21 protein-coding genes are annotated in these 22,816 nt (G+C 69.8%); 11 read left to right on the top strand and 10 right to left on the bottom strand.

Annotated elements, in window-relative coordinates:
• Positions 1-59 precede the first annotated feature (59 nt).
• Positions 60-878, top strand: a complete 819-nt coding sequence (locus tag BM345_RS07745; protein WP_093377522.1) for a metallophosphoesterase — start codon at positions 60-62, stop codon at positions 876-878.
• A gap of 21 nt (positions 879-899) precedes the next feature.
• Here BM345_RS07745 and BM345_RS07750 read toward each other — a convergent pair whose 3' ends face one another.
• Positions 900-2,447 (bottom strand): alkaline phosphatase D family protein, encoded by a 1,548-nt coding sequence (locus BM345_RS07750; RefSeq protein ID WP_254789642.1) that lies wholly within the window; start codon positions 2,445-2,447, stop codon positions 900-902.
• Between BM345_RS07750 and BM345_RS07755 the strand changes: the two genes are divergently transcribed.
• From BM345_RS07755 to BM345_RS07770, 4 genes are all read left to right on the top strand, one after another.
• Positions 2,446-3,798, top strand: a complete 1,353-nt coding sequence (locus BM345_RS07755; protein ID WP_254789643.1) for a D-amino acid dehydrogenase — start codon at positions 2,446-2,448, stop codon at positions 3,796-3,798. The two genes, BM345_RS07750 and BM345_RS07755, sit on opposite strands and share 2 nt — an antisense overlap.
• Positions 3,799-3,810: 12 nt before the next feature.
• Positions 3,811-5,040: a nucleoside recognition domain-containing protein gene (locus BM345_RS07760; protein ID WP_093377529.1), complete on the top strand. Its 1,230-nt coding sequence runs from the start codon at positions 3,811-3,813 to the stop codon at positions 5,038-5,040.
• A 104-nt stretch (positions 5,041-5,144) separates the two neighbouring features.
• The gene (locus BM345_RS07765; RefSeq protein ID WP_093377532.1) at positions 5,145-5,654 is read left to right on the top strand and encodes a flavin reductase family protein; all 510 of its coding nucleotides are present in this window, start codon (positions 5,145-5,147) and stop codon (positions 5,652-5,654) included.
• 34 nt (positions 5,655-5,688) lie between these two features.
• Entirely contained in the window at positions 5,689-6,579 is an 891-nt protein-coding gene (locus BM345_RS07770) for a DMT family transporter (protein ID WP_093377534.1), read from the top strand.
• Between the two features lie 15 nt (positions 6,580-6,594).
• Here BM345_RS07770 and BM345_RS07775 read toward each other — a convergent pair whose 3' ends face one another.
• The 5 genes from BM345_RS07775 to BM345_RS07795 all read right to left on the bottom strand — a co-directional run bounded on the left by BM345_RS07775 (position 6,595) and on the right by BM345_RS07795 (position 12,616).
• Entirely contained in the window at positions 6,595-7,737 is a 1,143-nt protein-coding gene (locus BM345_RS07775; protein ID WP_254789644.1) for a TAXI family TRAP transporter solute-binding subunit, read from the bottom strand.
• Between the two features lie 23 nt (positions 7,738-7,760).
• The gene (locus BM345_RS07780) at positions 7,761-8,684 is read right to left on the bottom strand and encodes a zinc ribbon domain-containing protein (RefSeq protein ID WP_093377537.1); all 924 of its coding nucleotides are present in this window, start codon (positions 8,682-8,684) and stop codon (positions 7,761-7,763) included.
• Between the two features lie 284 nt (positions 8,685-8,968).
• Positions 8,969-10,057, bottom strand: coding sequence for an MBL fold metallo-hydrolase (locus tag BM345_RS07785; RefSeq protein ID WP_093377539.1), 1,089 nt, complete (start codon positions 10,055-10,057; stop codon positions 8,969-8,971).
• Between the two features lie 127 nt (positions 10,058-10,184).
• Complete coding sequence (locus BM345_RS07790; RefSeq protein ID WP_093377542.1) at positions 10,185-11,420, bottom strand: CaiB/BaiF CoA transferase family protein; 1,236 nt, start codon at positions 11,418-11,420, stop codon at positions 10,185-10,187.
• Entirely contained in the window at positions 11,420-12,616 is a 1,197-nt protein-coding gene (locus BM345_RS07795; RefSeq protein WP_093377544.1) for an acyl-CoA dehydrogenase, read from the bottom strand. The genes BM345_RS07790 and BM345_RS07795 overlap by 1 nt, the downstream gene beginning before the upstream one ends.
• A 176-nt stretch (positions 12,617-12,792) precedes the next feature.
• On the opposite strand from BM345_RS07795, the gene BM345_RS07800 reads away from it, so the two are divergent.
• A complete protein-coding gene (locus BM345_RS07800; protein ID WP_093377547.1) occupies positions 12,793-13,695 on the top strand; it encodes a LysR substrate-binding domain-containing protein in 903 nt (300 codons plus the stop codon).
• A 65-nt stretch (positions 13,696-13,760) separates the two neighbouring features.
• Positions 13,761-14,471, top strand: a complete 711-nt coding sequence (locus BM345_RS07805) for a 2OG-Fe(II) oxygenase (protein ID WP_093377549.1) — start codon at positions 13,761-13,763, stop codon at positions 14,469-14,471.
• Positions 14,472-14,481: 10 nt separating this feature from the next.
• Here the strand turns inward: BM345_RS07805 and BM345_RS07810 are convergent, their stop codons facing one another.
• Positions 14,482-15,201: a Crp/Fnr family transcriptional regulator gene (locus BM345_RS07810; RefSeq protein ID WP_093377552.1), complete on the bottom strand. Its 720-nt coding sequence runs from the start codon at positions 15,199-15,201 to the stop codon at positions 14,482-14,484.
• 151 nt (positions 15,202-15,352) lie between these two features.
• Here BM345_RS07810 and BM345_RS07815 point away from each other — a divergent pair, with 151 nt between their 5' ends.
• Positions 15,353-15,787 (top strand): hypothetical protein, encoded by a 435-nt coding sequence (locus BM345_RS07815; protein WP_093377554.1) that lies wholly within the window; start codon positions 15,353-15,355, stop codon positions 15,785-15,787.
• Positions 15,788-15,845: 58 nt separating this feature from the next.
• Here BM345_RS07815 and BM345_RS07820 read toward each other — a convergent pair whose 3' ends face one another.
• The 3 genes from BM345_RS07820 to BM345_RS07830 are packed head-to-tail and all read right to left on the bottom strand — an operon-like array spanning position 15,846 to position 19,759.
• Positions 15,846-16,304 carry a YbaY family lipoprotein gene (locus BM345_RS07820; protein ID WP_093377557.1) on the bottom strand — a complete coding sequence of 153 codons (459 nt, stop codon included), beginning with the start codon at positions 16,302-16,304 and terminating at the stop codon, positions 15,846-15,848.
• Positions 16,301-18,430: an acetoacetate--CoA ligase gene (locus BM345_RS07825; RefSeq protein WP_093377560.1), complete on the bottom strand. Its 2,130-nt coding sequence runs from the start codon at positions 18,428-18,430 to the stop codon at positions 16,301-16,303. The genes BM345_RS07820 and BM345_RS07825 overlap by 4 nt, the downstream gene beginning before the upstream one ends.
• Positions 18,431-18,439: 9 nt before the next feature.
• Complete coding sequence (locus tag BM345_RS07830; RefSeq protein ID WP_093377562.1) at positions 18,440-19,759, bottom strand: hypothetical protein; 1,320 nt, start codon at positions 19,757-19,759, stop codon at positions 18,440-18,442.
• Positions 19,760-19,872: 113 nt separating this feature from the next.
• Between BM345_RS07830 and BM345_RS07835 the strand changes: the two genes are divergently transcribed.
• The 3 genes from BM345_RS07835 (at position 19,873) to minC (ending at position 22,661) form a co-directional block, all read left to right on the top strand.
• Positions 19,873-20,295, top strand: a complete 423-nt coding sequence (locus BM345_RS07835; RefSeq protein WP_093377565.1) for a hotdog fold thioesterase — start codon at positions 19,873-19,875, stop codon at positions 20,293-20,295.
• Positions 20,296-20,352: 57 nt separating this feature from the next.
• Positions 20,353-21,708: a solute carrier family 23 protein gene (locus BM345_RS07840; protein ID WP_254789645.1), complete on the top strand. Its 1,356-nt coding sequence runs from the start codon at positions 20,353-20,355 to the stop codon at positions 21,706-21,708.
• A gap of 188 nt (positions 21,709-21,896) precedes the next feature.
• A complete protein-coding gene (minC, locus tag BM345_RS07845; RefSeq protein ID WP_093377570.1) occupies positions 21,897-22,661 on the top strand; it encodes a septum site-determining protein MinC in 765 nt (254 codons plus the stop codon).
• Positions 22,662-22,816: the final 155 nt, after the last annotated feature.

Consider the following 22,816-nt stretch of genomic DNA (forward strand, 5'->3'; position numbering starts at 1 on the left):
GCGGGCTGCGCATAACCCGATGAGCGGAACCCTCGGATCTCGGCGTCGACAATGGCCCCATGAAGCTCCAACTCCTATCCGACCTGCACCTGGAATCGCATCCCAAGTTCGAGGTCGGGCCGGCGCCGGGCGCCGACCTGCTGGTGCTGGCCGGGGACATCGGCTCCTACCAGGCGGGCTCGCGGCTGGAGGACACGCTCTTCGGTCTGGAACGCTTCTCACCCAGGCACGGCTGGCCGGTGCCGGTGCTCTACGTGCCGGGCAACCACGAGTACGACAACGACGACTTCGACGCGGTCCACCTGCGCCTGCGCGAGGCCTGCGACGCACTGGGCATCCAGTGGCTGGAGTCGGAAACGCTGCTGATCGATGGCGTGCGCTTCATCGGCAGCACGCTGTGGGCCGACTTCGACGCGCTGGTGGATCCGGCGAAGGACTCGATGACCGAGCAGCTGAAGAAGCGCGGCAAGGCCATGCGCGCGGCCAACTACTACCTCAGGACCTGCGCGACCACGCGCAACGGCCAGCCCTTCCTGGCCGAGGAAGTGCGCGCCCAGAGCCTGGACAGCCAGGCCTGGCTGCGCGAGGCCTTGGCGCAGCCCTTCGACGGAACGACGGTGGTCGTCACGCATTTCGCGCCCAGCCTGGCCAGCGCCGATCCGCGCTACGGCCTCACGCCGGGCACGGCCGGCTTCTGCAATTCGCTGGACGAGCTGCTGCCCCAGGCGCAGCTGTGGCTGCATGGCCACCTGCATTGCGCCTTCGACTACGTCAAGGACGGCTGCCGCGTGGTGGCCAATCCGCTGGGCTATCGCAGCAAGGGCGAGCAGGAAGGCTTCAGGCCGCACTTGCTGATCGAGGTGCCGGCGCCGCGCTGAGCACGGCCAGGGCGCGCAGACTCAGCCCGCCATCACGCCGGCGCGTCCGTCTTCCACGACATAGAGGGCCTGCCGGCCCAGGGGCGCGTCCTTCAGGGCCGGATGTGGCGTGGCGCGGAACTCGCAGCGCGCCGCGCCGCGGTCGATGTCCAGGAAGGCATAGCCGCGCTCGTCGCCGCGGGCATGGGCGATGTCGGGGTTGTCCAGGCGCATCTTGTCCATGGCCGCCCGGCTGGCGCCGCGCGAGGTGACCGAGCCGCCGACGAACTCGCTGGCGACGACGGGCGAATCCGCCTCGTTGGGCCGAACGCGCAGGTCGGCCGCGATGAAGCGGTGCACGTCGCCCCCCAGCGTGACGGCATTGCGCAGCTTCGCATCGGCCATGGCCTGCAGCATGCGCTGGCGGGCCACCGGGTAGCCGTCCCACCCGTCGGTCCAGGTCTGGCGGCCTTGTGCGGTCTCGATGCTGGTGGCGCTGACCTGCGTGGACTGCGCGAGCAGCTTCCAGCGTGCCTTCGACGTGGCCACGCCTTCGGCCAGCCAGCGCTCCTGGGCCGTGCCGAGCATGGTGCGCGCGGGGTCGGCGAGCTCGGCGCAGTTGGTCAGCATGCGGCCGTGGTCCATCTGCGGATCGGCGCAGGCGTGGTGGCTGCGGTACTGGCGGCAGTCCAGGGTCCAGATGTCGGCCAGGTCGCCCCAGGCGAAGCGGTCGTGGATGCGCATGTCGGGGCCCTGCGGCGCCAGCGCCAGCGGCATGTGCTCGAAGTAGGCCCGGTAGGCGGCGGCGCGGCGCCGCAGGAACTGCTCGGTGCCGGTGGGCGCGGGCTCGCGGTCCGAAGCGTAGTCGTTGACCACCTCGTGGTCGTCCCAGGTCAGGATCCAGGGGTGCGCCGCATGCGCGGCCTGCAGGTCCGCATCGCGCTTGTAGTGGGCGTGGCGGGCGCGGTATTCGTCCAGCGTGAGCGGCACCGGCCCGTCGTGGCGGCGCTGCGCCAGCGATGGGCCGATGTGCCCTTCGTAGATGTAGTCGCCCACGAAGACCACTGCGTCGAGATCGCGCCCGGCGATCTCGCGGTGCGCGGCGTAGAAGCCGTATTCGTAGTGCTGGCAGGAAGCCAGCGCCAGCCGCAGGCGCGCCACCGCGGCACCGGCCGCCGGCGCGGTGCGCGTGCGGCCCACCGGGCTCGCTGCGTCGCCGCAGGTGAAGCGATACCAGTAGCTGCGCTGCGGCGCGAGCCCGTTCACCTGCACGTGCACGCTGAAGGCGCGCGCCGCATCGGTCACTTGCTCGCCGGCGGCGACGCGCTGGCGCAGCGCCTCGTCGGCGAAGACTTCCCAGCGCACCTGGCAAGGTGGACGCGCATCGCGCTCGGCGGATTCCTCGCCCAGGGGCGCGAGCCGGGTCCACAGCACCACGCTGCCTTCGCGCGGCATGCCGCTGGCCACGCCCAGCCCGAAGGGATCGCTGCGCCAGCGGGGCGCTTCCTGCCCGTTGGAAGGACGCGGCAGGGCCCACGCACCCAGCGCAATGCAAAGTGCAGCACGGTTCAGCTCTCGGCGATTCAGCATGGCGCGGATTGTGGCGCGGGATAGGCCACACTCCGGGCCCATGAAAGTCATTGTTCTTGGCGCCGGCATCATCGGCGTCAGCACCGCGTGGCATCTTCTGGAGCGCGGTCACGAAGTCACCCTGGTCGATCGACAGCCCGATGCAGCCCTCGAAACCAGCGCCGGCAATGCCGGGCAGATCTCCGTCAGCTACTGCGAGCCCTGGGCCTACAAGGGCGCGCCGCTGCAGATCCTGAAGTGGATGTTCCGCAAGGAAGCGCCCCTGCTGTTCAGGCCGCAGGCCGACTGGCAGCAGTGGCGCTGGGGCCTGGCCTTCCTGGGGCAGTGCAACGACAAGGCCTTCGCGCGCAACGTGGCGCAGCTGGTGGCCCTGGGCGCCTACAGCCACGAGGCACTGCGCGACGTGGTCAGCATGACCGGCATCGAGTACGACCGGATCGAACGCGGCATCGCCCACTACTTCACCAGCCGCAAGTCGCTCGACGAGGCGGCGCAGGCTGTCGAGCTGATGCGCGCGCACGGCGTGCAGCGCCAGGTGCTCACGCGCGACGAACTGCTGGCCATCGAGCCGGCCTTCCGCGGCTGGGGGGAGCAGCACATCGTGGGCGGCACCTACACGGCCAGCGATGAATCGGGCGACGCGCGCAGCTTCACGCAGGCGCTCGCGCGGCACTGCGCGCGGCTGGGCGCGCGCATGCTCTTCGGCCGCACGGTGCACGGCATCGAGGTGGAGGGCAACGAGGTCAAGGCGGTGCACGTGAGCGCGGGCAGCGGCGAGGACTCGGCCAGCAACGACGTCTCGCTGCAGGCCGATGCGGTGGTGGTGGCCTGCGGCTCCTACAGCGCACCGCTGCTGCGCAGCGTGGGCGTGGACCTGCCCATCTACCCCGGCAAGGGCTACTCGGCCACCTTCCGCATCCTGCAGCCCGAGGCCGCGCCCTGGATCAGCACCATCGACGACGAGGTGCAATGCGCCATGACGCGCATGGGCAGCCACCTGCGCGTGGCAGGCACCATCGAGCTGGCCGGCTTCGACACCTCGCTGGACACGCCCCTGGCACGCGCCCGCTGCGATCTGCTCAAGCGCCGCGTCGAAGAGGTGCTGCCCGGCGTGTGCGACACGCGCAGCGAGGCCGAGGGCGGCGAGCCGCACTACTGGACCGGCCTTCGCCCGGCCACGCCGACGAACATCCCCTTCATCGGCCAGACCCGCGTGAGCAAGCTGTGGGTGAACGCCGGCCACGGCACGCTGGGCTGGACCCATGGCGCCGGCTCGGGCAAGGCCATTGCCGCGCTCATCAGCGGCGACCGCCAGCCCATCGAAGGCTTCGGCTTCCTCGGCGCCGCCTGACAAGATCACGCCATGCTGAACGCGCTGTGGCTGGGCTTTTTCATCGCGGCGGCCATCGCCGGCTTCGCGCGCTGGCTGGGCGCGGGCGATGCGACGGTGTTCGCAGCCATGGTCGAGAGCCTCTTCGCGATGGCCAAGCTGGCGGTGGAGGTGATGGTTCTGCTCTTCGGCACGCTCACGCTGTGGCTGGGCTTCCTGCGCATTGCCGAGGCCGCCGGGCTGGTGAGCGCGCTGGCGCGCTGGCTGGGGCCGCTGTTCAAGCGGCTGATGCCTGAAGTGCCCGAGGGCCATCCGGCCCTGGGCCTGATCACGCTCAACTTCGCGGCCAATGCGCTGGGCCTGGACAACGCGGCCACGCCCATCGGCCTGAAGGCGATGCGCGAGCTGCAGGCGCTCAACCCCAGCCCGGTCAGCGCCAGCAACGCGCAGATCCTGTTCCTGGTGCTCAACGCGTCCTCGCTCACGCTGCTGCCGGTGAGCATCTTCATGTACCGCGCGCAGCAGGGCGCGGCCGACCCGACGCTGGTGTTCCTGCCGATCCTGCTGGCCACCAGCGCCTCGACGCTGGTGGGGCTGCTGACGGTGGCGGTGGCGCAGCGCCTGCGCCTGTGGGACCCGGTGGTGCTGGCCTACCTGCTGCCGCTGGCCCTGGGCCTGGGCGCCTTCATGGCCCTGCTGGCCAGCCTGAGCGCGGCGGCCCTGGCCTCGCTGTCCTCGCTGATGGGCAACCTGGTGCTCTTCGGGCTGATCCTGCTCTTCCTCGTGCTCGGCGCCATCAGGAAGGTGGGCGTGTACGAGCGCTTCATCGAGGGCGCGAAGGAAGGCTTCGACGTGGCGAAGAACCTGCTGCCCTACCTGGTGGCCATGCTGTGTGCCATCGGCGTGCTGCGGGCCTCGGGCGCGCTGGACCTGGTGCTGGACGGCATCCGCTGGGCCGTGGCGCAGACCGGCTGGGACACCCGCTTCGTCGACGCTCTGCCAACGGCGCTGGTGAAGCCTTTCTCGGGCAGCGCGGCGCGGGCCATGCTCATCGAGACCATGCAGAGCCACGGCGTGGACAGCTTCCCGGCCCTGGCCGCGGCCACCATCCAGGGCAGCACCGAGACCACCTTCTACGTGCTGGCGGTGTACTTCGGCGCAGTGGGCATCCAGCGCGCGCGGCACGCGGTGACCTGCGCGCTGCTGGCCGAGCTGGCCGGCGTGGTGGCGGCCATCGCCGTGAGCTACTGGTTCTTCGGCTGAGGGGCGCCGGCAAGGCCATGTCGCGCTTGCGCGGCGCGATCGCGCCCGTTCGGCCAGAATAGGCGCCCCGCCCCTGCCGGCGGCAGCACTTCCTGCCTTCCAACGTGAGTCCACCCCAACGGGCGCAAGCGCCCTCCTTCACCAACGACGAGTTCCGCGCCGCGCTGGGCAATTTCGCCACCGGCGTCACCATCGTCACGGCGCGCTCGTCCAACGGCAGCCTGGTGGGGCTCACGGCCAACTCCTTCAACTCGGTCTCGCTGTCGCCGCCGCTGGTGCTGTGGAGCCTGGCACGCAGCGCTGGATCGATGCCCGCATTGCGCACCGGCTCGCACTACGCCATCAACATCCTGGCGGCCAGCCAGAAGGACCTGGCGGAGCGCTTCGCCACCCGCAACGTGGACCGCTGGGCCGACGTGCAGTACAGCACCGGCATCGGCGGCGCGCCGGTGCTGGACGGCTGCGTGGCCAGCTTCGAGTGCTTCAACCGCAGCCGCTACGACGAGGGCGACCACGTCATCTTCGTGGGCGAGGTGGAGCGCTGCACGCACCGCCCGGGCGCGGCGCCGCTGCTGTTCCACGGCGGGCGCTTCTACACCGAGCATCCGCTGTGATGCCGGGCCACCCCATCGGAACCACCGCCTCTTCATGATCGCCCGCAAGGACCACCTCGACACCCTCGCCGTCTCGCTTCTCATCGCCTGCTGCGCCTTCTGGGGGCTTCAGCAGATCCTGATCAAGACCACGGTGGCCGAGGTGCCGCCGCTGTGGCAGGCATCGATCCGCATGTCGGGCGCGGTGGTGCTGCTGTGGGCCTGGTGCATGGCGCGGGGCGTGAAGCTGTTCGAGCGGGACGGCACCCTGTGGAGCGGCCTGCTGGCCGGCGCGCTGTTCGCGGCCGAGTTCACCTGCATCTACATCGGGCTGCAGCACACCAGCGCCTCGCGGCTCACGGTGTTCCTCTACACCTCGCCCTTCGTGGTGGCGCTGCTGCTGCCGCGCTTCGTGCCGGCCGAGCGCCTGCGCGGCGTGCAGTGGGTGGGGCTGGCCATTGCCTTCGCCGGCGTGGTCGTGGCCTTCAGCGAGAGCTTCGGCCACAGCTCCAGCTCGATGCTGCACGGCGACGCGCTGGCCCTGCTGGCCGGCGTGCTGTGGGGGCTGACTACGCTGGCCATCCGCACCACGAAGCTGGCCACGGCCAGCGCGGAGAAGACGCTCTTCTATCAGATCGCCGTCACCGCGGCGGTCTCGCCTTTCCTCTCACTGATGCTGGGCGAAAGCTGGAGCTTCTCGTACTCGGGCTATGCGTGGCTGTCGGTCGGCCTGCAGACCGTCATCGGCGCCTTCGCCAGCTACCTGGCGTGGATGTGGATGCTGCGGCACTACCCGGCCACGCGCATCTCCTCCTTCACCTTCCTCACGCCGCTGTTCGCGCTGGTCTTCGGCGTGGCGCTGCTCAAGGAGCCGCTCACGCTGCAGCTGGTGCTGGCGCTGGGCGGCGTGGGGCTGGGCATCCTGCTGGTGAACCGGCGCGCCTGAGGCGCGGCGTCTCCCTCAGCGCTTGCAAAGGCCCAGCACCATCTCCTGCTCGGTGCAGGCGCCGGTGCGAGGCGGCGTGCTCTGGTCGGCAGCGGCCGAGCTGCGCGGCTGCTGGCCGGCGGCGCAGTTGCGCAAGCGCCTTTCCACCGGCGCGTAGTAGCGCCAGTCGCGGCCCAGCGGCGGCAGCTCCATCTTCACCTGCTTCCACTTGGGATGGCCGCTGGCCTGCAGCTTGTCGAAGTTGGCGCACAGCGAGTCGGCAAAGCGGCCAAGGTTGACCACGGTGGACTGCAGGCCGTAGTCGTAGGTCACCAGGAAGGCCTTCACGGTGAGCGTGGGAATGTCGGCCGTGAGCCACGAGGGATAGCTGCTGGCGCGGATGGTGGCCGGGAAGTAGGTCTTGCGGGCGCGCGCGCTTTCCAGCGCCGACTCGTCCAGCTTGAGGATCTTGATGAACTTGCGCGCGTCGGGCTGCATGTCCGAGAAGAGCTTCGCGGGCTGGCCGGCCACGATGATGGCCACGTCGATGGTCTTGTCCACGGTGAGCTGGATGAGCGCTTCCTCGTTGCTGAGGTACCTGGCGTTCTCGGCGGGAATGGGCTCGTTGAACATCAGCTGGTAGAGCGTGCGTGCGCTCAGCGCGGTGCCGCTGCCGATGGGCCCCACGCTGATCTTCTTGTTCTTGATCTCGTGGATGGAACTCAAGGGCGCGTCTGCCCGCGCGACGAAATAGATCTCCTCGTCGTACAGCGGCATGATCACGCGCAGCGGCTTGATGATCTTGCCGGCCTCGGCGTTGCCGGCCTTGGCCTCGTCCAGGAAGGCCTGGAACACGTCGGACTGCACCAGCGACAGCTTCACGTCGGGCTCGAAGCGCATGCGCCGCACGTTCTCGGCCGATCCCTTGGACTCCAGCACCTCCAGCTCGATGCCCGCGGGCTCGGCCACGATCTTGGCCAGGTCGCGCCCGATCTGGACGTAGGTGCCGGTCTTGGAGGCCGTGACGATCTTGTATTGCACGAGGGGGGCCGCCGGCGCCGCCGCCGCGGGCGCACGGCCAGCGGGTGGGCGGGTGTTCTGCGCGGCCGCGGGTGCACCGAGCAGCGCGGCCACAGCCGCCATCAGCATCAACCGTGTCAGCATCGATCGGATCGGCATGGCAGCTCCTCGCGAGTGGTGGGTCATCGATTGGGGCACAGGGCCATCGCGGCCAGTGCCTCGGGACAGGGGGCCGTGCCCTGGGGCGCGGCGGCGGGTGCAGAAACAGGCCCGGCAACGCCGGGTGCTGATGCGGCAGGAGGCGCCGGCGGGGCCGTTGCGGGCGTCGCCGGAACAGGGCTCGAGATGGCGCTTTCGCGCGGCGCGGATGCCGTGGCGGCTTCCCTGGATGGCGTGGATGCAGCCGTCGTCGCAGCCGGTGCAGGTGCAGGTGCCGATGTCGGTGCCGGTGCCGGTGCCGGTGTTGCGGCGGCAGGTTGCACGTCGGTCGCCTTCACCACATCCCGCGCGGCGCCGCCCTGCTCCTTCCCCACGGCCGCGCGCAGGCGGTCGCGCTCGGCCGTGAGTTCCAGCACGCGGCGGTCGAAAGCCTGGCGCCGGGCTTTCACGTCGGGGTCGTTGGGATTCAGCGCGTCCAGGATGTCGAGCTTGAGCTGTACCTCGTTGAGGTCGCCGCGGGCCAGTGCCGACTCGACCTGCGAAAGTGCAGTACCCAACTCCGCGCGGCGGGTGGATTCGTCCTGTTCGCCGCGGTAGAGGTCGTGCAGCAGGTACGCGGCCAGCACCACCAGCACGACGGCGGCGATGCCCAGGATCCAGCGCGCCGGCGAAATGCCACCGCCCCGCGCCATGCCCGGCGCGAAGGCGGGGTCATCGAAGGGTGGTGACTGGAGAGCGCCCCTTCGCCCGGCCGGCGGCGCGGCCGTGGCGCGCGGCATGAAATCGGGCCCCAGCGAATCGGTGAGCGTGATGACCTCGGCGTCGGGGCTGATCTCCTGCTCGTGCCCGCAGAAGCGGCAGAAGCGGTCGCCTTCCTGCAGGAACTGCCCACAATGGCTGCAGCTCACCAGCGAGGCGGTATCGGAGAAGTCGGCCAGGGTCACCATGCTCTGACTCGCCGCAGATCGGTTCGCGTCGTGCCGCGTTGCCTACCGGGGCCTGAAGGCGCGGGAAGCCGTGCGGGCCCCTTCGCGCCACGCGGGGGGCACGAGACAGCGCCTGGCAAGCCTTGGCGAGTCCGGCTGTTCCTTCGATGCGGCCATCTGCGCTCCTCTCTTGGGCTGCCCTGGCGGCAGGCCCGGGCTTGTTCTGAGGAACATCCTAAGCCCGTCGGCGCGGGCCTGTCGAGGGCGACACCCCCAGGGTCGCGCTTATGGCGTAGGAGAGAAGCCTAGCGCAGGCCTTCCCACCAGTTGCGGTTCTCGCGCGCCTTGCCCACGGTGAGCACCTCGCCGATCTCGGGCGTGGCCAGGTTGATGCCGCGCTCCTTCGCCAGCGCCGCCACGCGCTCCAGCGGGTCGCGCCAGCCGTGGAAGGCCAGGTCGAAGGTGCTGTTGTGCACCAGGTAGAGCTGCCCTGCGCGCAGGTCCTGGAAGGCCTGCACCGTTTCCTCGGGCGTCATGTGCACCATGGGCCAGTAGCTGTCGTAGGCGCCGTTCTCCATCAGGGCCACGTCGATCTTCGGCAGGCGCTCTCCGATGGTCTTGAAGCCGCCGAAGTAGCCCGAGTCGCCCGAGTAGAAGATGTGGTCCTGCCCGCTGCGCAGCGACCAGGAAGCCCACAGGGTGCGGTTGCGGTCCCACAGCGTGCGGCCGGAGAAGTGCTGCGCTGGCGCGGCCGTGATCTTCACGCCGTTCCACTCGCGCTCCTGCCACCAGTCGAACTCCTCGATGCTCTCTGCCGGCACGCCCCAGTCGCGCAGGTGCTGCCCCACCCCCAGCGGCACGAAGTAGCGCTTGACCCGGCCCTTGAGCGCCTCGATGGTGGGCACGTCCAGGTGGTCGTAGTGGTCGTGCGAGAGGATCAGGCCCTCGATGGGCGGCACGTCTTCCAGCGCCAGCGGCGGCGGATGGAAGCGCTTGGGCCCGGCCCAGCTCACCGGCGAGGCGCGCGGGCCGAACACCGGGTCGATCAGCCACCACTTGCCTCGCAGTTTCAGCATGTGCGAGGAATGGCCCAGGCGGATGATGTGGTTGCTGCCGTTGTCCAGGCCGTCGAGCGTGGCCTTGTCCAGCATGCGCACCGGGATCGCATCGACCGGCACGGTGCCTTCCTTGCTCTGGAAGAAGAAGCGCGACCAGATGTCCCAGGTGCCGCGGTTGGGCTTGGCGTCGGGATTGGGCAGGTTCTGGAACCGGTGCTCCTGCACCACGTACTGCGGCGAGCGGGCCAGGTCGTCTTCGGTCACTTCGGCCTGGGCGCCGTTGGGCAGCAGCGCACTGAACAGGGGCAGCAGGCAGCCGCAGGTGAAGCGTTTCATGGCAGGCGACTTTCTTTCGCGCGGGAAGTGGCGGGCGCGAGCATAGTCCCGAACGCCACGGCCTGCGAGCCTGCAGGGGCAATGGCGGAGGGCGCGTGGCACCGTCCGCCATGCCCCGTCGCTTGCGTCAGATCACGTTGCCTTCGCGCAGCGATGCGATGCGCGCCGCATCCAGCCCCATCTCGGCCAGCACCTCGTCGGTGTGTTGACCCAGCGCAGGCGGCGCACGGCGCAGCACGGGCGGGGTGGCCTGCAGCCGCAGCGGGCTGGCCACGCTGCCCAACTGGCCGATGCCGTCGCCGGCGTCGCGCGGCAAGTAGACCGCTAGGCCGCGGGCCTTGACCTGCTCGTCCTCGAAGGCCTGGGCGATGTCGTTGATGGGACCGCAGGGCACGGCCTTGTCTTCCAAGAGCGCGATCCACTCGGCGGTGCTGCGCGTGCGGGTGACTTCCTCCATCAGCGGAATCAGCACCTCGCGGTGGCGAACCCGCAAGGGGTTGGTGAGGAAGCGCGGGTCCTTCGCCCATTCGCCGTGGCCGGCCGCCTCGCAGAAGCGCTCGAACTGGCCGTTGTTGCCGATGGCCAGCAGCACCGAGCCGTCGGCCGTGCGGAAGTCCTGGTAGGGCGCCAGGCTGGGGTGCGTGTTGCCCTGGCGCTGGGGAGCCACGCCGGTGTTGAGGAAGGCGCTGGCCTGGTTGGCCAGGATGGCCATGCCCACGTCGAGCAGGGCCATGTCGATGTGCTGGCCTTCGCCGGTCTGGTGGCGCACGTTGAGCGCGGCCAGGATGGCGCTGCTGGCGTACACGCCGGTGAACAGGTCGGTGAGCGCCACGCCCACCCGCAACGGGCCGCCGCCGGGCTCTTCGTCGGGACGGCCGGTGATGCTCATCATGCCGGTGGTGGCCTGGATCATCAGGTCGTAGCCGGCGCGCTGCGCATGCGGGCCGTCGTGGCCGAAACCAGTGACGCTGCAGTAGATGAGGCGCGGGTTGAGTTCGCGCAGCGACGCGTAGTCCAGCCCGTATTGCTTCAGCCCGCCGGTCTTGAAGTTCTCGACCAGGATGTCGGCCTCCTGCGCCATCTGCCGCAGCAGGGCCTGGCCCTCGGCGCTGGCCATGTCCATCGTCACCGAGCGCTTGTTGCGGTTGCAGCAGCTGAAGTAGCTGGCCTGGTCGGTGTCGCGGCCCTGGTCGTCCTTCAGGAAGGGCGGGCCCCAGTGCCGCGTGTCGTCGCCCACCTCGGGGCGCTCGATCTTGACCACGTCGGCGCCCAGGTCGGCCAGGATCTGGGTGCACCACGGCCCCGCGAGCACGCGGGACAAATCCAGCACCTTGATGCCGTCAAGCGCAGCGCGCGTGGCCATCAGAACGCTGCGATGCCGGTGATGGCGCGGCCCAGGATGAGCGCGTGGATGTCGTGCGTGCCTTCGTAGGTGTTCACCACTTCCAGGTTGACCAGGTGGCGGGCCACGCCGAACTCGTCGCTGATGCCGTTGCCGCCCATCATGTCGCGCGCCAGGCGCGCGATGTCCAGGGCCTTGCCGCAGTTGTTGCGCTTCATGATCGAGGTGACCTCGACCGAGGCGGTGCCCTCGTCCTTCATGCGGCCCAGGCGCAGGCTGCCCTGCAGGCCCAGCGTGATCTCGGTCTGCATGTCGGCCAGCTTCTTCTGGATGAGCTGGTTGGCCGCCAGGGGCTTGCCGAACTGCTTGCGGTCCAGCACGTACTGGCGGGCGCGGTGCCAGCAGTCTTCGGCGGCGCCCATCGCACCCCACGAGATGCCGTAGCGCGCGCTGTTCAGGCAGGTGAAGGGACCTTTCAGGCCCTGCACCTCGGGGAAGGCGTTCTCCTCGGGACAGAAGACGTTGTCCATCACCACCTCACCGGTGATGCTGGCGCGCAGGCCCACCTTGCCGTGGATGGCCGGGGCCGACAGGCCCTTCATGCCCTTTTCCAGCACGAAGCCGCGGATCGGGCCGACGGTGCCGGTCTCGCTCACTTCCTTGGCCCAGACGACGAACACGTCGGCGATCGGGCTGTTGCTGATCCACATCTTGGCGCCGCTGAGCGAGTAGCCGCCCGGCACCTTCTTGGCGCGGGTGACCATGCTGCCGGGGTCGGAGCCGTGGTCGGGCTCGGTCAGGCCGAAGCAGCCGATCCATTCGCCGGTGGCCAGCTTGGGCAGGTACTTCTGCTTCTGCGCCTCGGTGCCGAATTCGTTGATGGGCACCATCACCAGCGAGCTCTGCACGCTGGCCATCGAGCGGTAGCCCGAATCGACGCGCTCGACTTCGCGGGCGATCAGGCCGTAGGCCACGTAGTTCAGGCCGGGGCCGCCGTACTCCTCGGGAATGGTCGGGCCCAGCAGGCCCAGGGCGCCCATTTCGCGGAACACGGCCGGGTCGGTCTCGCCATTGCGAAAGCCCTCGAGCACGCGCGGTGCCAGGCGCTCCTGGCAGTAGGCGTTGGCGGCGTCGCGGATCATGCGCTCGTCGTCGGTGAGCTGCTGGTCGAGCAGGAAGGGGTCGTCCCAATGGAAGGCAGCTTTCTTGGTGGCCATGGCGGTCTCTCGTGTCGAAGTGATGGGGGATGCTGGGGGCGATCGTAGTCCTGCCAGCCGCACCGAGGCAACCGATTGTTCCGCACCCAGACATGCAGTCCAGGCATATCTGGACGGTCGAATTCTGGGAATCGTGCGAGCAAAACGCCCTGGCGAGTCATACACTCTGCGCATACATGCGACGCAAGATCCCGCCCATGCAGACCCTCGTCTGCTTCGACGCCGCTGCCCGGCACGAGAGCTACACCCGCGCCGCGCAGGAGCTGTCGCTGACGCAGAGCGCAGTGTCGCGCCAGATCGGCGCGCTGGAGTCCTTCCTGGGCGTGCCGCTGTTCAGGCGCACGCGCCACGGCGTGGCCCTCACGCAGAGCGGCGCAGCCTACGCGCGGCAGATCTCGCGCCGGCTGGAGGCCATGGAACGCGACACGCTGGATGCCATGGCGCGCCAGGGCGAAGGCGGCTCGCTGTCACTGGCGGCCGTTCCCACCTTCGCCACGCGCTGGCTGGTGCCGCGCCTGCCGGATTTTGCGAAGCGGCATCCCGACGTGGTGGTGCACATCGAGACCCGCACCCGGCCGTTCCTCTTCGCTGACGCCGAATTCGACGCCGCCCTGTACGCCGGCACGCCCGCGCAGGTGCAGAGCTGGGCCGGCACGCGCGCCCTGCTGCTGATGCACGAGGACGTGGTGCCGGTGTGCAGCCCCACCCTGCTGCCGCGCGGCAAGCCGGTGACGCCCGCGGCCGTCGCGAAGCTGCCGCTGCTGCAGCAGAGCACCCGCCCCGATGGCTGGCGCCAGTGGTTCGACGCGCAGCAGGTGGACGCGCCCAATGCCCGCGGCGGGCCGCGCTACGAGCTCTTCTCCATCCTCGCGGCCGCGGCATCGCACGGGCTGGGCGTGGCACTGATGCCCACCATGCTGGTGGAGGACGAACTGGCGCGAGGCGAACTCGTCGTGGCCTGCGCGCGGCCGCTCTCGGGCCGGCGCAACTACTACTTGGTGACGCCGGAGCGCGCCGATGCGGGCGCGCTGCTGCAGCTCTTCAGCGACTGGCTGGCGGCGCAAGCGCGGGCAGGCTGACGCGCCAGGAAACCCACGTCCGGAAATGGCCGACGAGGGCGCGGCTTTGCGGACACACTGGCCGCATGACTTCCGCTTCCGCCCGCGTGGCCGCCCTGCCCTGGCCGCGCATCGAGACCGAGCTGGCCACCCAGGGCTGCGCCACCACCGGGCCGCTCTTCACGCCCGATGAATGCGCCGCGCTCACCGCGCTCTACGGCCAGGACAAGCCCTTCCGCAGCCGCGTCGTGATGCAGCGCCACGGCTTCGGCCAGGGCGAATACAAGTACTTCGACTATCCGCTGCCCGTCACCTTGTCCGATTGGCGCGAAGCGCTCTACGAGCGCCTGGCGCCACTGGCCAATGCCTGGGCGCCCGCGCTGGGCGTGGACGCGCCCTACCCCCTGCGCCACGCCGAGTACATCGCCCGCTGCCACGCGGCAGGACAGACCCGGCCGACGCCACTGCTGCTGCGCTACGAGCCAGGCGACTACAACTGCCTGCACCAGGACCTGTACGGCGAGCTGCAGTTCCCCCTGCAGCTGACGGTGCTGCTGAGCCGCCCCGGCGAGGACTTCGGCGGCGGCGAGTTCGTGCTGACCGAGCAGCGGCCGCGCATGCAGTCGCGCGCCGAGGTGGTGCCGCTGCAGCAGGGCGAGGCGGTGATCTTTGCCGTCAACCAGCGGCCGGTGCAGGGCACGCGCGGCACCTACCGCGTGACCATGCGCCACGGCGTGAGCCGCGTGCGGTCCGGGCGGCGCATGACGCTGGGGTTGATCTTCCACGACGCCGCCTGAACGGCGCGCGCTACCCCGCCCCGCGCACCTCCGCCACCATCTGCTCCAGCTGTTCCACGTCGCACAGCAGCAGCGCCTTGCCCTCCTTGGCCAGCAGGCCGCGCTGCTGCAGCGCATTGAGTTCGCGCGTGACCTGCTCCCGGTTGGTGCTGACGCGGCTGGCCATCTCGGCATGCGTGGGCGCGGGATCCAGCCGCGCGCGGTTGCTCTCGCAGCCGGCCTCGCGTGCCAGGCGCAACAGTTCGGCATGCACGCGGTTCTGCACGCCCAGGGTACTGAGGTCGATGACGCGCTCGGAGATCTGCCGCACCAGGCGGCACAGCCCGCGCATCACGCGCTCGCCCACGCCGGGCTCCTCCTGCAGCAGGCGCAGGAAGTGCGATGCGCCCAGCGAGGCGATGAGGCTGGGGCGCAGCGTCAGCACGTCGGCCGAGCGCGGCTCGCCATCGATGGCGGCCAGCTCGCCGAAGTGGCCACCCGTGCCCACTTCGCGAAAGGTGAGCTGGCGCCCGTTGAGCGCGAAGATGGTCACGCGGATCTCGCCGTTGATGACGAAGTGCACGTCGCTCTCGCGCTCGGCGCGCTGAACCAGCAGGCGCCCGGCCGGCAGGCTGCGCCACTGGCAGGCCTGCGCGAGCGCGTCCAGCCGGTCCGGCGCAAGCCCCTCGAAGAGCTGCACCGAGCGCAGGCCCAGGCTGGAACGCGGCGGCAAGGCGGAGGAAGTCGACATTGGCATGCCCCAGCGCGACTGGCGCGGCCGGGTGCGCCATCGTCGCGAATGTGTGCGAAAGCGCACTGCCGGATCAGACCGGGAAGAGGACAGTCCGTTCCCGTGATGGCGCGATTCCCGCGGCCCACACTGCAAGACAGGAGATTCAATCATGAACCGCAAGCAAGCACTCGGGATCGCCGCGCTGATGTTGTCCGCTGCCGCTTCCGTCTCGGCACAAACCGTTCCGGCCGAACAATGGGTGGGCGCGCCCATCACCTTCAGCAGCAGCCAGAGCCGCGCTGAAGTCACGGCCGGTTACTACGCCTCGCCTTCCAGCGCGCCGCAGGAACTGCGCGTGGGCCCGGCCGATGCCGGCCCCGGCGCGATGGACCGTGCCACCGTGGCTGCCGAACGCAACCTGTGGCTGCGTGCCGGCTTGAACAACTATGGCGAGTACGCCTACATGGACCCGCTGTATTCACAGCGCCTGGCCAACTACAACCGCATGCGCGGCGGCCCCGAGTTCATGGCTGAACTCAATCGCATCGAAGCGGGCAAGTCGCGCAGCACCGCGATGAACGCCAGCGCCGCATCCGGCCAATGAGAGGGGGGGCTCCGAAGGGGGCGCTGCGGCGCCCCCTTTTTTCTTTTCCCGGCCGGCTTCAGCGCGGACCGGGGGCGGCGCGCACCAGCACCAGGTGCACCGTGTAGCCGCCACCCTGCGTGAGCACCGGGTAGGCGGTGTCGTTGATGAACAGCAGCTGTCCGCCCTGCTCCACGCGCGCCGCCACCGTGTAGCGCCTGTTCGGATCGACCTTGGCGGCGTCCACTGCCAGCTCGAAGGGAAGCGGCGGCTGGCGGCCGTCGGTGGTGAAGCGCTGCTCCGACATCACCACCGCCGGTGCATCCATGCGCGACACGTCCTGCAGCCGCACGGTGACGGTGGCGTCGGGCGGCACCGCCATGCGCTCGCGCCAGTTGATGGTGCCGGTGACCCGGGCCGTCTGCATCGTGCCCGGCGTGCTGTCGCCGGTGCCCAGGTTCCACAGCGTGCAGCCGGACAGCAGCAGGGCTGCGCCGGTGGCAACGGAGACGATGCAGGTGCGTCGAACGAGCTTCATGATCTCTCGCCTTCTGTTGGTTGTTGTTGCTGCGCTTTTGCCGCATGGCGCTGCGCGAGTTGCACGTACCAGTCGAGGCAGCCGGGATTGGCCATGGCCTCGCGGTTGACCACGCGCTCCAGCGGCTGGCCCAGGAGCAGCTTCTTGATGGGCAGCTCCTGCTTCTTGCCGGACAGGGTGCGCGGGACTTCCGCCACCTGGAAGATATCGTCTGGAACGAATCTGGGCGAGAGCTGGGTCTTGATGGCCTGGTTGATCTTCGCGCGCAGCGCGTCGTCCAGCACCACCTCCGGGCGCAGCACCACGAACAGCGGCATGTAGCTCGCGCGGCCCAGGTATTCCAGGTCCACCACCATCGAGTCGAGCACTTCGGGCAGGCCCTCGACCGCGCTGTAGATCTCGCTGGTGCCCATGCGCAGCCCCTGGCGGTTGATGGTGGCGTCGCTGCGGCCATAGATGACGCAGCCGCCGTCCTCGCCGACCTTGAGCCAGTCGCCATGCCGCCACACGCCCGGGTAGGTGTCGAAGTAGCTCGACAGGTAGCGCGCGTTGCCCTCGTCGTTCCAGAAGTACAGCGGCATCGAAGGCAGCGGCCGCGTGCAGACCAGCTCCCCCACCTGGCCGGTCACGGCCTGGCCGTTTTCGTCCCAGGCATAGACGGCGGCACCGAGGAAGCGGCATTGCATCTGGCCCGGCACCTCGGGCAGCTCGCGGTTGCCGCCCACGAAGGCGCCGCAGAAGTCGGTGCCGCCCGAGATGTTGCACCACCACACGGGTGCCCCCACGCTCGGCACTGACGTGTCCCCGCTGCCCCGCGAGGGGGCGCTCGCTTGCCTGGCGCGGCCCGGCGCTGCGCTCGGTCCGCGTGCGCCGCTGGCCGCCTGGACCAGGGCGGTCCCCCAGACCTGCACCTCGGCCGCCAGCGGTGAGCCGGTGCTGCCCAGGGTGCGAACGCGCGACAGGTCGCCCACGTCCTGAGCCCGCAGGCCGGCCTTCATGCAGTTGGCGAAGTAGGCGGCACCCGCACCGAAGAAGCTCACGCCGTGGCGCGAGGCGAAGCGCCACAGCACGCCCCAGTCGGGCTGGCCGGTGCTGCCCGCCGGATGGCCGTCGTAGATGCAGACGGTGGTGCCGAAGGCCAGGCCCGCGAGCTGCGCGTTCCACATCACCCAGCCGGTGGAACTGAACCAGTGGAAGCGCTCGCCGAAGTTGTTGGGCAGGTAGCTCGCGCCCAGGTCGTAGTGGATGCCCGAGAGCGCCATGCTCAGCAGGATGCCGCCCTGCCCGTGCACGATGGGCTTGGGCAGGCCGGTGGTGCCGCTGGAATACACGATCCAGATCGGGTGGTCGAAGGGCAGCCACTCGGGCTGGAAGGCCGCCACATCTGCATCGTCCTGCGCCACGGCATCGTGCCACTGCAGCTCGCAGGGCAGCTGCTGCACGGCATGGGGCGTGCGCACCAGCAGCAGCGACTGCACGGTGGGCAGCGCCTCGCGCAACTGCTGCACGACGGCGCTTCGGTCCAGCGCCTTGCCGCCGTAGTACACGCCGTCCACCGCGATCAGCAGCACCGGCTCGATCTGGCGCAGGCGGTCGGCCACCGCCGCCACGCCCATGTCGGGCGCGCACACGCTCCAGACCGCGCCGATGCTCGAGCAGGCCAGAAAGGCCACCATGGTCTCGGGGATGTTGGGCAGGTAGGCGGCCACGCGGTCGCCGCGCTTCACGCCCTGGCGGCGCAAGGCCAGCGCCAGCGAGGCGACCTGCCGACGCAGTTCGGGCCAGGAGGTCTCGCGCACCTCGCCCTGCTCGTTCTCGCTCACGATGGCCGGCAGGCCGGCCGCATGCGCGGCGTCCGCGTGGCGCAGCACCTCGGCGGCATAGTTCACCTGCGCGCCGGGGAACCACTGCGCGCCGGGCATCTTCTCCTGTGCGAGCACGGCGGTGTGCGGCGTGGGCGACTGGATGCCGCAGAAGTCCCAGATGCCCTGCCAGAAGGCATTGAGGTCGCTCACGGACCAGCGCCACAGCGCTTCGTAGCTGTCGAAGCTCAGGCCTCGCTGGTCGCGAAGCCAATCCTGGAAGAGTCGGATGCGGGGAACGTTGGGGGCACGGCTGCTGCTCATGCAGCAAGACTAACGCGCCGGCCTGGCGGGGGTGGCGGGGGATTGCCCGCTTGCCTTGGGCGCCCCGGGCTTCTCGTCGCCCCCGAACAGGCGCTCGACCTGCTGGCCGATGCGCGCGCCGATCGCGGTGCCCACGCCGGGCAGCACGGCCGTGCCCACCGCCGCGCCGGTGAGCGCGCCGCCGGTCATCGACAGCTCGGGCTTGTCCACTGTGCCGGAGACCTTCAAAGGGATGCCCACCACGCCGTCAACCAGGTCGATGGCCAGTTCGCCGTCGAGCTTGCGGCGCAGCAGCCGCACGTTGCCGCTGGCGCTGAGCACGCCCGAGCGTGCGGACAGCTTGGAATAGCGGAACTCCATGCCATTGGGCGTGTTCTGCGTGTCCAGCACGCCGCTGAGCTCGTCCAGCGGCGTCTGGCCGCTGTCGCTGGCGCCGGCGCTGCGCACCGTCTTCATCAGGTCGAAGCGGGTCAGGCGCGCGGGCTTGAGCATGAAGTGCGTGGTCGTATGCAGGCTGCGCAGCAGGCCGGCGGGCGTGCCGGCCTCGGCACTCAGCGTGGTCTTGCCGTTCATGCGGCCCGCCACGGCGCTGCGGCGGTGGAACACGCCCAGCAGCGCATCCACCTCGACGTTCTTCGGCTCCAGTTCGGCGCTCAGCTTGTAGAGCCCCTTGGGCGTACGGTCGAGCCGGGCCTGGCCGTTCCACGTGCCGCCCGGCACGTCGACAAGCACGCGCCAGCGCGGCTCGCTACCCTCACGCTCCAGCCGCAGCTGCGTGGGCGGGCTGCTGCCCGAGCGCATGATGCGCGCGTTTTGCGGCAGGCCGTCGGCATCGAGGTTGATCGATCCCTCATAGTCCAGCTCGATCGCGCGCCGGTCGATCCAGGTCAGCTCCCGGAAGCTCAGGCGCAGGTTGCCCGGCAAGGCGTCGAGGGCAGGCTTGGCGTCCTCCTTACCGCCATCGGGCGCGCGCAGTTGGCGCAGCGAATCCTGGGGCACGACCGCGCCGTCCAGGTGCACTTCGTCGAGTTGCGGCTGGCGGCGCAGCAACGAAGACCAGGTGCCCTGCAGCCGCAGGCTTTTCACCACGATCGGGCTGGCCTGTCGAGTGACCGCGTTGTCGATCACCAGCGTGGGCTGCGGCCACAGCGTCCATCGGACGTGCGCGAAATCCACCTGCACGCCAGTGCGCTCGCGAAAGGCGGTGGCCGCGCGCGTAGCCACTTCCTCCTGCGAGGGCAGCCAGGACCAGGCCACCACCAGCAGGACCACCGCGCCGGCGGCAAGCAGGCCACCCAGGCCATACAGCAGGGGTCGTGCGCGGGACATGGGGCAAGCTTAGGCCTGGCGTAGCCTTTCGCCCTGTAGGCCTCCGCGCCGCGCTCGCGACGGTGCGCCGCGGTTGCCGTCCCCCGTTTTCCACCCTCTTTCGGAGCCTTCCCATGCCCATCTGGCAAAAGCCCATTTCCCTGGACATCCTCAACCAATCTGCCGACACCGCGGTCGGCCACCTTGGCATCGAGTTCACGGAGATCGGCGACGACTACCTGCGCGCCCGTGTGCCGGTGGACCGCCGCACCATCCAGCCCTACGGCCTGCTGCATGGCGGCGTGTCGGTGGTGCTGGCCGAGACGCTGGGTTCCTCCGGCGCGCATTTCAGCTCGCCCGAAGGCCACCGCTGCGTGGGCCTGGACATCAACGCCAACCACCTGCGCGGCGTGACCAGCGGCTGGGTGACGGCCACCGCGCGGCCGGTGCACCGCGGCAAGACCACCCAGGTGTGGCAGATCGACCTCGTCAACGACGCCGGCGAGCTCACCTGCGTGTCGCGGTTGACCATGGCCATGCTCCTGCCACGACAATAGCGCCCGCCCGCCGGGGCATCCATTCCTGGCAACACATAGAAGAAAAGGACGGAGAAGATGAGCGATTCGCGAATGTTTGGATGGGACCTGGTCAAGCCAGCCACCGGCCAGGTGGTGGCCCCCACCGAGCGGCTGCCCTGGGCCCAGACCACCGCCATGGGCGTGCAGCACGTGATCGCGATGTTCGGCGCCACCGTGCTGGCGCCGCTGCTCATGGGCTTCGACCCCAACCTGGCGATCCTCATGAGCGGCATCGGCACGCTCATCTTCTTCGTGGTGACCGGCGGGCGCGTGCCCAGCTACCTGGGCTCCAGCTTCGCCTTCATCGGCGTGGTGATCGCGGCCACCGGCTACGCCGGCAAGGGCCCGAACGCCAACCTGGGCGTGGCGCTGGGCGGCATCATCGCCTGCGGCGCGCTCTACTTCATCATCGGCCTGATCGTCTCGGCCACCAACCGGCAGCAGCACCGCATTTCGCAGCCCGTCAAGGGCATGGAGGTGGACGAGATCGAGGACGGCGTTGCCACCCACTGGATCGAGCGCCTGATGCCCCCGGTGGTCACCGGCTCGGTGGTGGCCGTCATCGGCCTGAACCTGGCGCAGGTGCCCATCAAGAACATGGCGCCCACCGGTTTCGACACCTGGATGCAACTGGTCACCTTCCTCTCGGTGGGCCTGGTGGCGGTGTACACCCGCGGCATGGTGCAGCGCCTCCTGATCCTGGTGGGCCTGATCGTGGCCAGCCTGATCTACGCGCTGCTCACCAACGGCATGGGCCTGGGCAAGCCGATCGACGTGTCGGGCATCGTGGCGGCGCCCTGGTTCGGCCTGCCGGGCTTCGTGGCGCCGGTGTTCAAGGCCGACGCGATGCTGCTGATCGCGCCGGTGGCCATCATCCTGGTGGCCGAGAACCTGGGCCACCTCAAGGCCGTGGGCGCCATGACCGGCACCGACATGAACCCCTACATCGGCCGCGCCTTCATCGGCGACGGCCTGGCCACCATGGTCAGCGGCGCGGCCGGCGGCACGGGCGTGACCACCTATGCCGAGAACATCGGCGTGATGGCGGCCACCAAGATCTACTCCACCGCCATGTTCGTGGTGGCGGCCCTCATCGCCATCGTGCTGGGCTGCAGCCCCAAGTTCGGCGCCGTCATCCAGGCCATTCCGCTGGCGGTGATGGGCGGCGTGAGCATCGTGGTGTTCGGCCTGATCGCCATGGCCGGCGCCAAGATCTGGGTGGACAACCGGGTGGACTTCACCGACAACGCCAACCTGATCGTGGCGGCCATCACGCTGATCCTGGGCACCGGCGACTTCACGCTGAAGTTCGGCGGCCTGGCGCTCTCGGGCATCGGCACTGCCACCTTCGGCGCGATCCTGCTGTACGCGCTGCTGGGGCGACGCAGCTGAGCAGCCTTCGGACGTCCCAAGCGCGTCCCGGAAATCGCAGCGCGGCTTTTTGCATGGCGAACTCGCAGCACCCCTGGTGATGCAACAACATGCAAAAGGCAGTCGCCAGGCGCCTTCGGGAGCACCCGCGCCACGGGAAGAGGCCCCGCGCCCATTAGACTCGGACGCTTTTCGTACGTACGTTTGACATGGCCGAAGCTTCCGCCGCGCGGACCCGAGCGCTTTTCGAGTTCAAGAGCGCCACGCTGCCGCTCATCGCGGTGATCCTCAAGACCACCGACCTCGACCTCCTGGCCGAGGCGCTGGATGCCCAGCTGGCCGACTCGCCCGACTTCTTCGAGCAGGAGCCGGTGGTCATCGACCTCTCCCAGCTGGAAGAAGCCAGTGAAGGCGGTGGTGGCCAAGTGGGCGAGCTCGACTTCGAGCGCCTGCGCCAGTTGCTGGCACGCCACCAGACCCAGCCCATCGCCGTGCGCGGCGGCAGCGACGCGCAGCATGTGGCTGCCCGTGGCGCCGGCCTGTCGATCGCGGCCATGCCCGTGTCCCCGCCCGCCCGTGCGCCCGCACCGGCCGAGGCGCCCAGCCCCGCGCCGCAGATCGTGCGCGAGGTGCCGGTGCCGGCCAGCGGCACGCTGGTCATCGACCGGCCGCTGCGCTCGGGCCAGCAGGTCTACGCCCGCGGCGGCGACGTGATCGTGCTGGACGTGGTGAACTTCGGCGCCGAGGTCATCGCCGACGGCCATGTGCACGTGTACGCACCGCTGCGCGGCAAGGCGATTGCCGGCGCGCGCGGCAACACCGAGGCGCGCGTCTTCAGCACCTGCATGGAGGCGCAGCTGGTGGCCATCGCCGGCATCTACCGCACCTCCGAGGTGGCCCTGCCGGCGGATGTGCAGGGCAAGGCGGCGCAGGTCTGGCTGGACGACCAGAAGCTGGTGTTCGAAGCAATATGACGGCCCCCCGGCTTTGCACTTCGCTCCGCTACGTGTCATTCGCCACCCCCCGGGGGGGCGACCACACCTGCGGCCTGGCAAAGCCAGTTCCGCGGTGTGTGGCTGGCTTCGGTTGCGGGGTGCGGGCGGTGCGCCCTGATCAATGAATCTATTTG

Source organism: Variovorax sp. OV329 (genome assembly GCF_900114785.1).
GTDB lineage: Bacteria > Pseudomonadota > Gammaproteobacteria > Burkholderiales > Burkholderiaceae_C > Variovorax.

Bases quoted from the DNA above. Each gene is read 5' to 3' on its own strand.
- BM345_RS07780 (WP_093377537.1), bottom strand. From the start codon at position 8,684: ATGGTGACCCTGGCCGACTTCTCCGATACCGCCTCGCTGGTGAGCTGC.
- BM345_RS07760 (WP_093377529.1), top strand. From the start codon at position 3,811: ATGCTGAACGCGCTGTGGCTGGGCTTTTTCATCGCGGCGGCCATCGCC.
- BM345_RS07775 (WP_254789644.1), bottom strand. From the start codon at position 7,737: ATGCCGATCCGATCGATGCTGACACGGTTGATGCTGATGGCGGCTGTG.
- BM345_RS07820 (WP_093377557.1), bottom strand. From the start codon at position 16,304: ATGAAGCTCGTTCGACGCACCTGCATCGTCTCCGTTGCCACCGGCGCA.
- BM345_RS07795 (WP_093377544.1), bottom strand. From the start codon at position 12,616: ATGGCCACCAAGAAAGCTGCCTTCCATTGGGACGACCCCTTCCTGCTC.
- BM345_RS07830 (WP_093377562.1), bottom strand. From the start codon at position 19,759: ATGTCCCGCGCACGACCCCTGCTGTATGGCCTGGGTGGCCTGCTTGCC.
- minC (WP_093377570.1), top strand. From the start codon at position 21,897: ATGGCCGAAGCTTCCGCCGCGCGGACCCGAGCGCTTTTCGAGTTCAAG.
- BM345_RS07770 (WP_093377534.1), top strand. From the start codon at position 5,689: ATGATCGCCCGCAAGGACCACCTCGACACCCTCGCCGTCTCGCTTCTC.
- BM345_RS07750 (WP_254789642.1), bottom strand. From the start codon at position 2,447: ATGCTGAATCGCCGAGAGCTGAACCGTGCTGCACTTTGCATTGCGCTG.
- BM345_RS07815 (WP_093377554.1), top strand. From the start codon at position 15,353: ATGAACCGCAAGCAAGCACTCGGGATCGCCGCGCTGATGTTGTCCGCT.
- BM345_RS07800 (WP_093377547.1), top strand. From the start codon at position 12,793: ATGCGACGCAAGATCCCGCCCATGCAGACCCTCGTCTGCTTCGACGCC.
- BM345_RS07810 (WP_093377552.1), bottom strand. From the start codon at position 15,201: ATGTCGACTTCCTCCGCCTTGCCGCCGCGTTCCAGCCTGGGCCTGCGC.
- BM345_RS07840 (WP_254789645.1), top strand. From the start codon at position 20,353: ATGAGCGATTCGCGAATGTTTGGATGGGACCTGGTCAAGCCAGCCACC.
- BM345_RS07825 (WP_093377560.1), bottom strand. From the start codon at position 18,430: ATGAGCAGCAGCCGTGCCCCCAACGTTCCCCGCATCCGACTCTTCCAG.
- BM345_RS07790 (WP_093377542.1), bottom strand. From the start codon at position 11,420: ATGGCCACGCGCGCTGCGCTTGACGGCATCAAGGTGCTGGATTTGTCC.
- BM345_RS07805 (WP_093377549.1), top strand. From the start codon at position 13,761: ATGACTTCCGCTTCCGCCCGCGTGGCCGCCCTGCCCTGGCCGCGCATC.
- BM345_RS07755 (WP_254789643.1), top strand. From the start codon at position 2,446: ATGGCGCGGATTGTGGCGCGGGATAGGCCACACTCCGGGCCCATGAAA.
- BM345_RS07785 (WP_093377539.1), bottom strand. From the start codon at position 10,057: ATGAAACGCTTCACCTGCGGCTGCCTGCTGCCCCTGTTCAGTGCGCTG.
- BM345_RS07745 (WP_093377522.1), top strand. From the start codon at position 60: ATGAAGCTCCAACTCCTATCCGACCTGCACCTGGAATCGCATCCCAAG.
- BM345_RS07835 (WP_093377565.1), top strand. From the start codon at position 19,873: ATGCCCATCTGGCAAAAGCCCATTTCCCTGGACATCCTCAACCAATCT.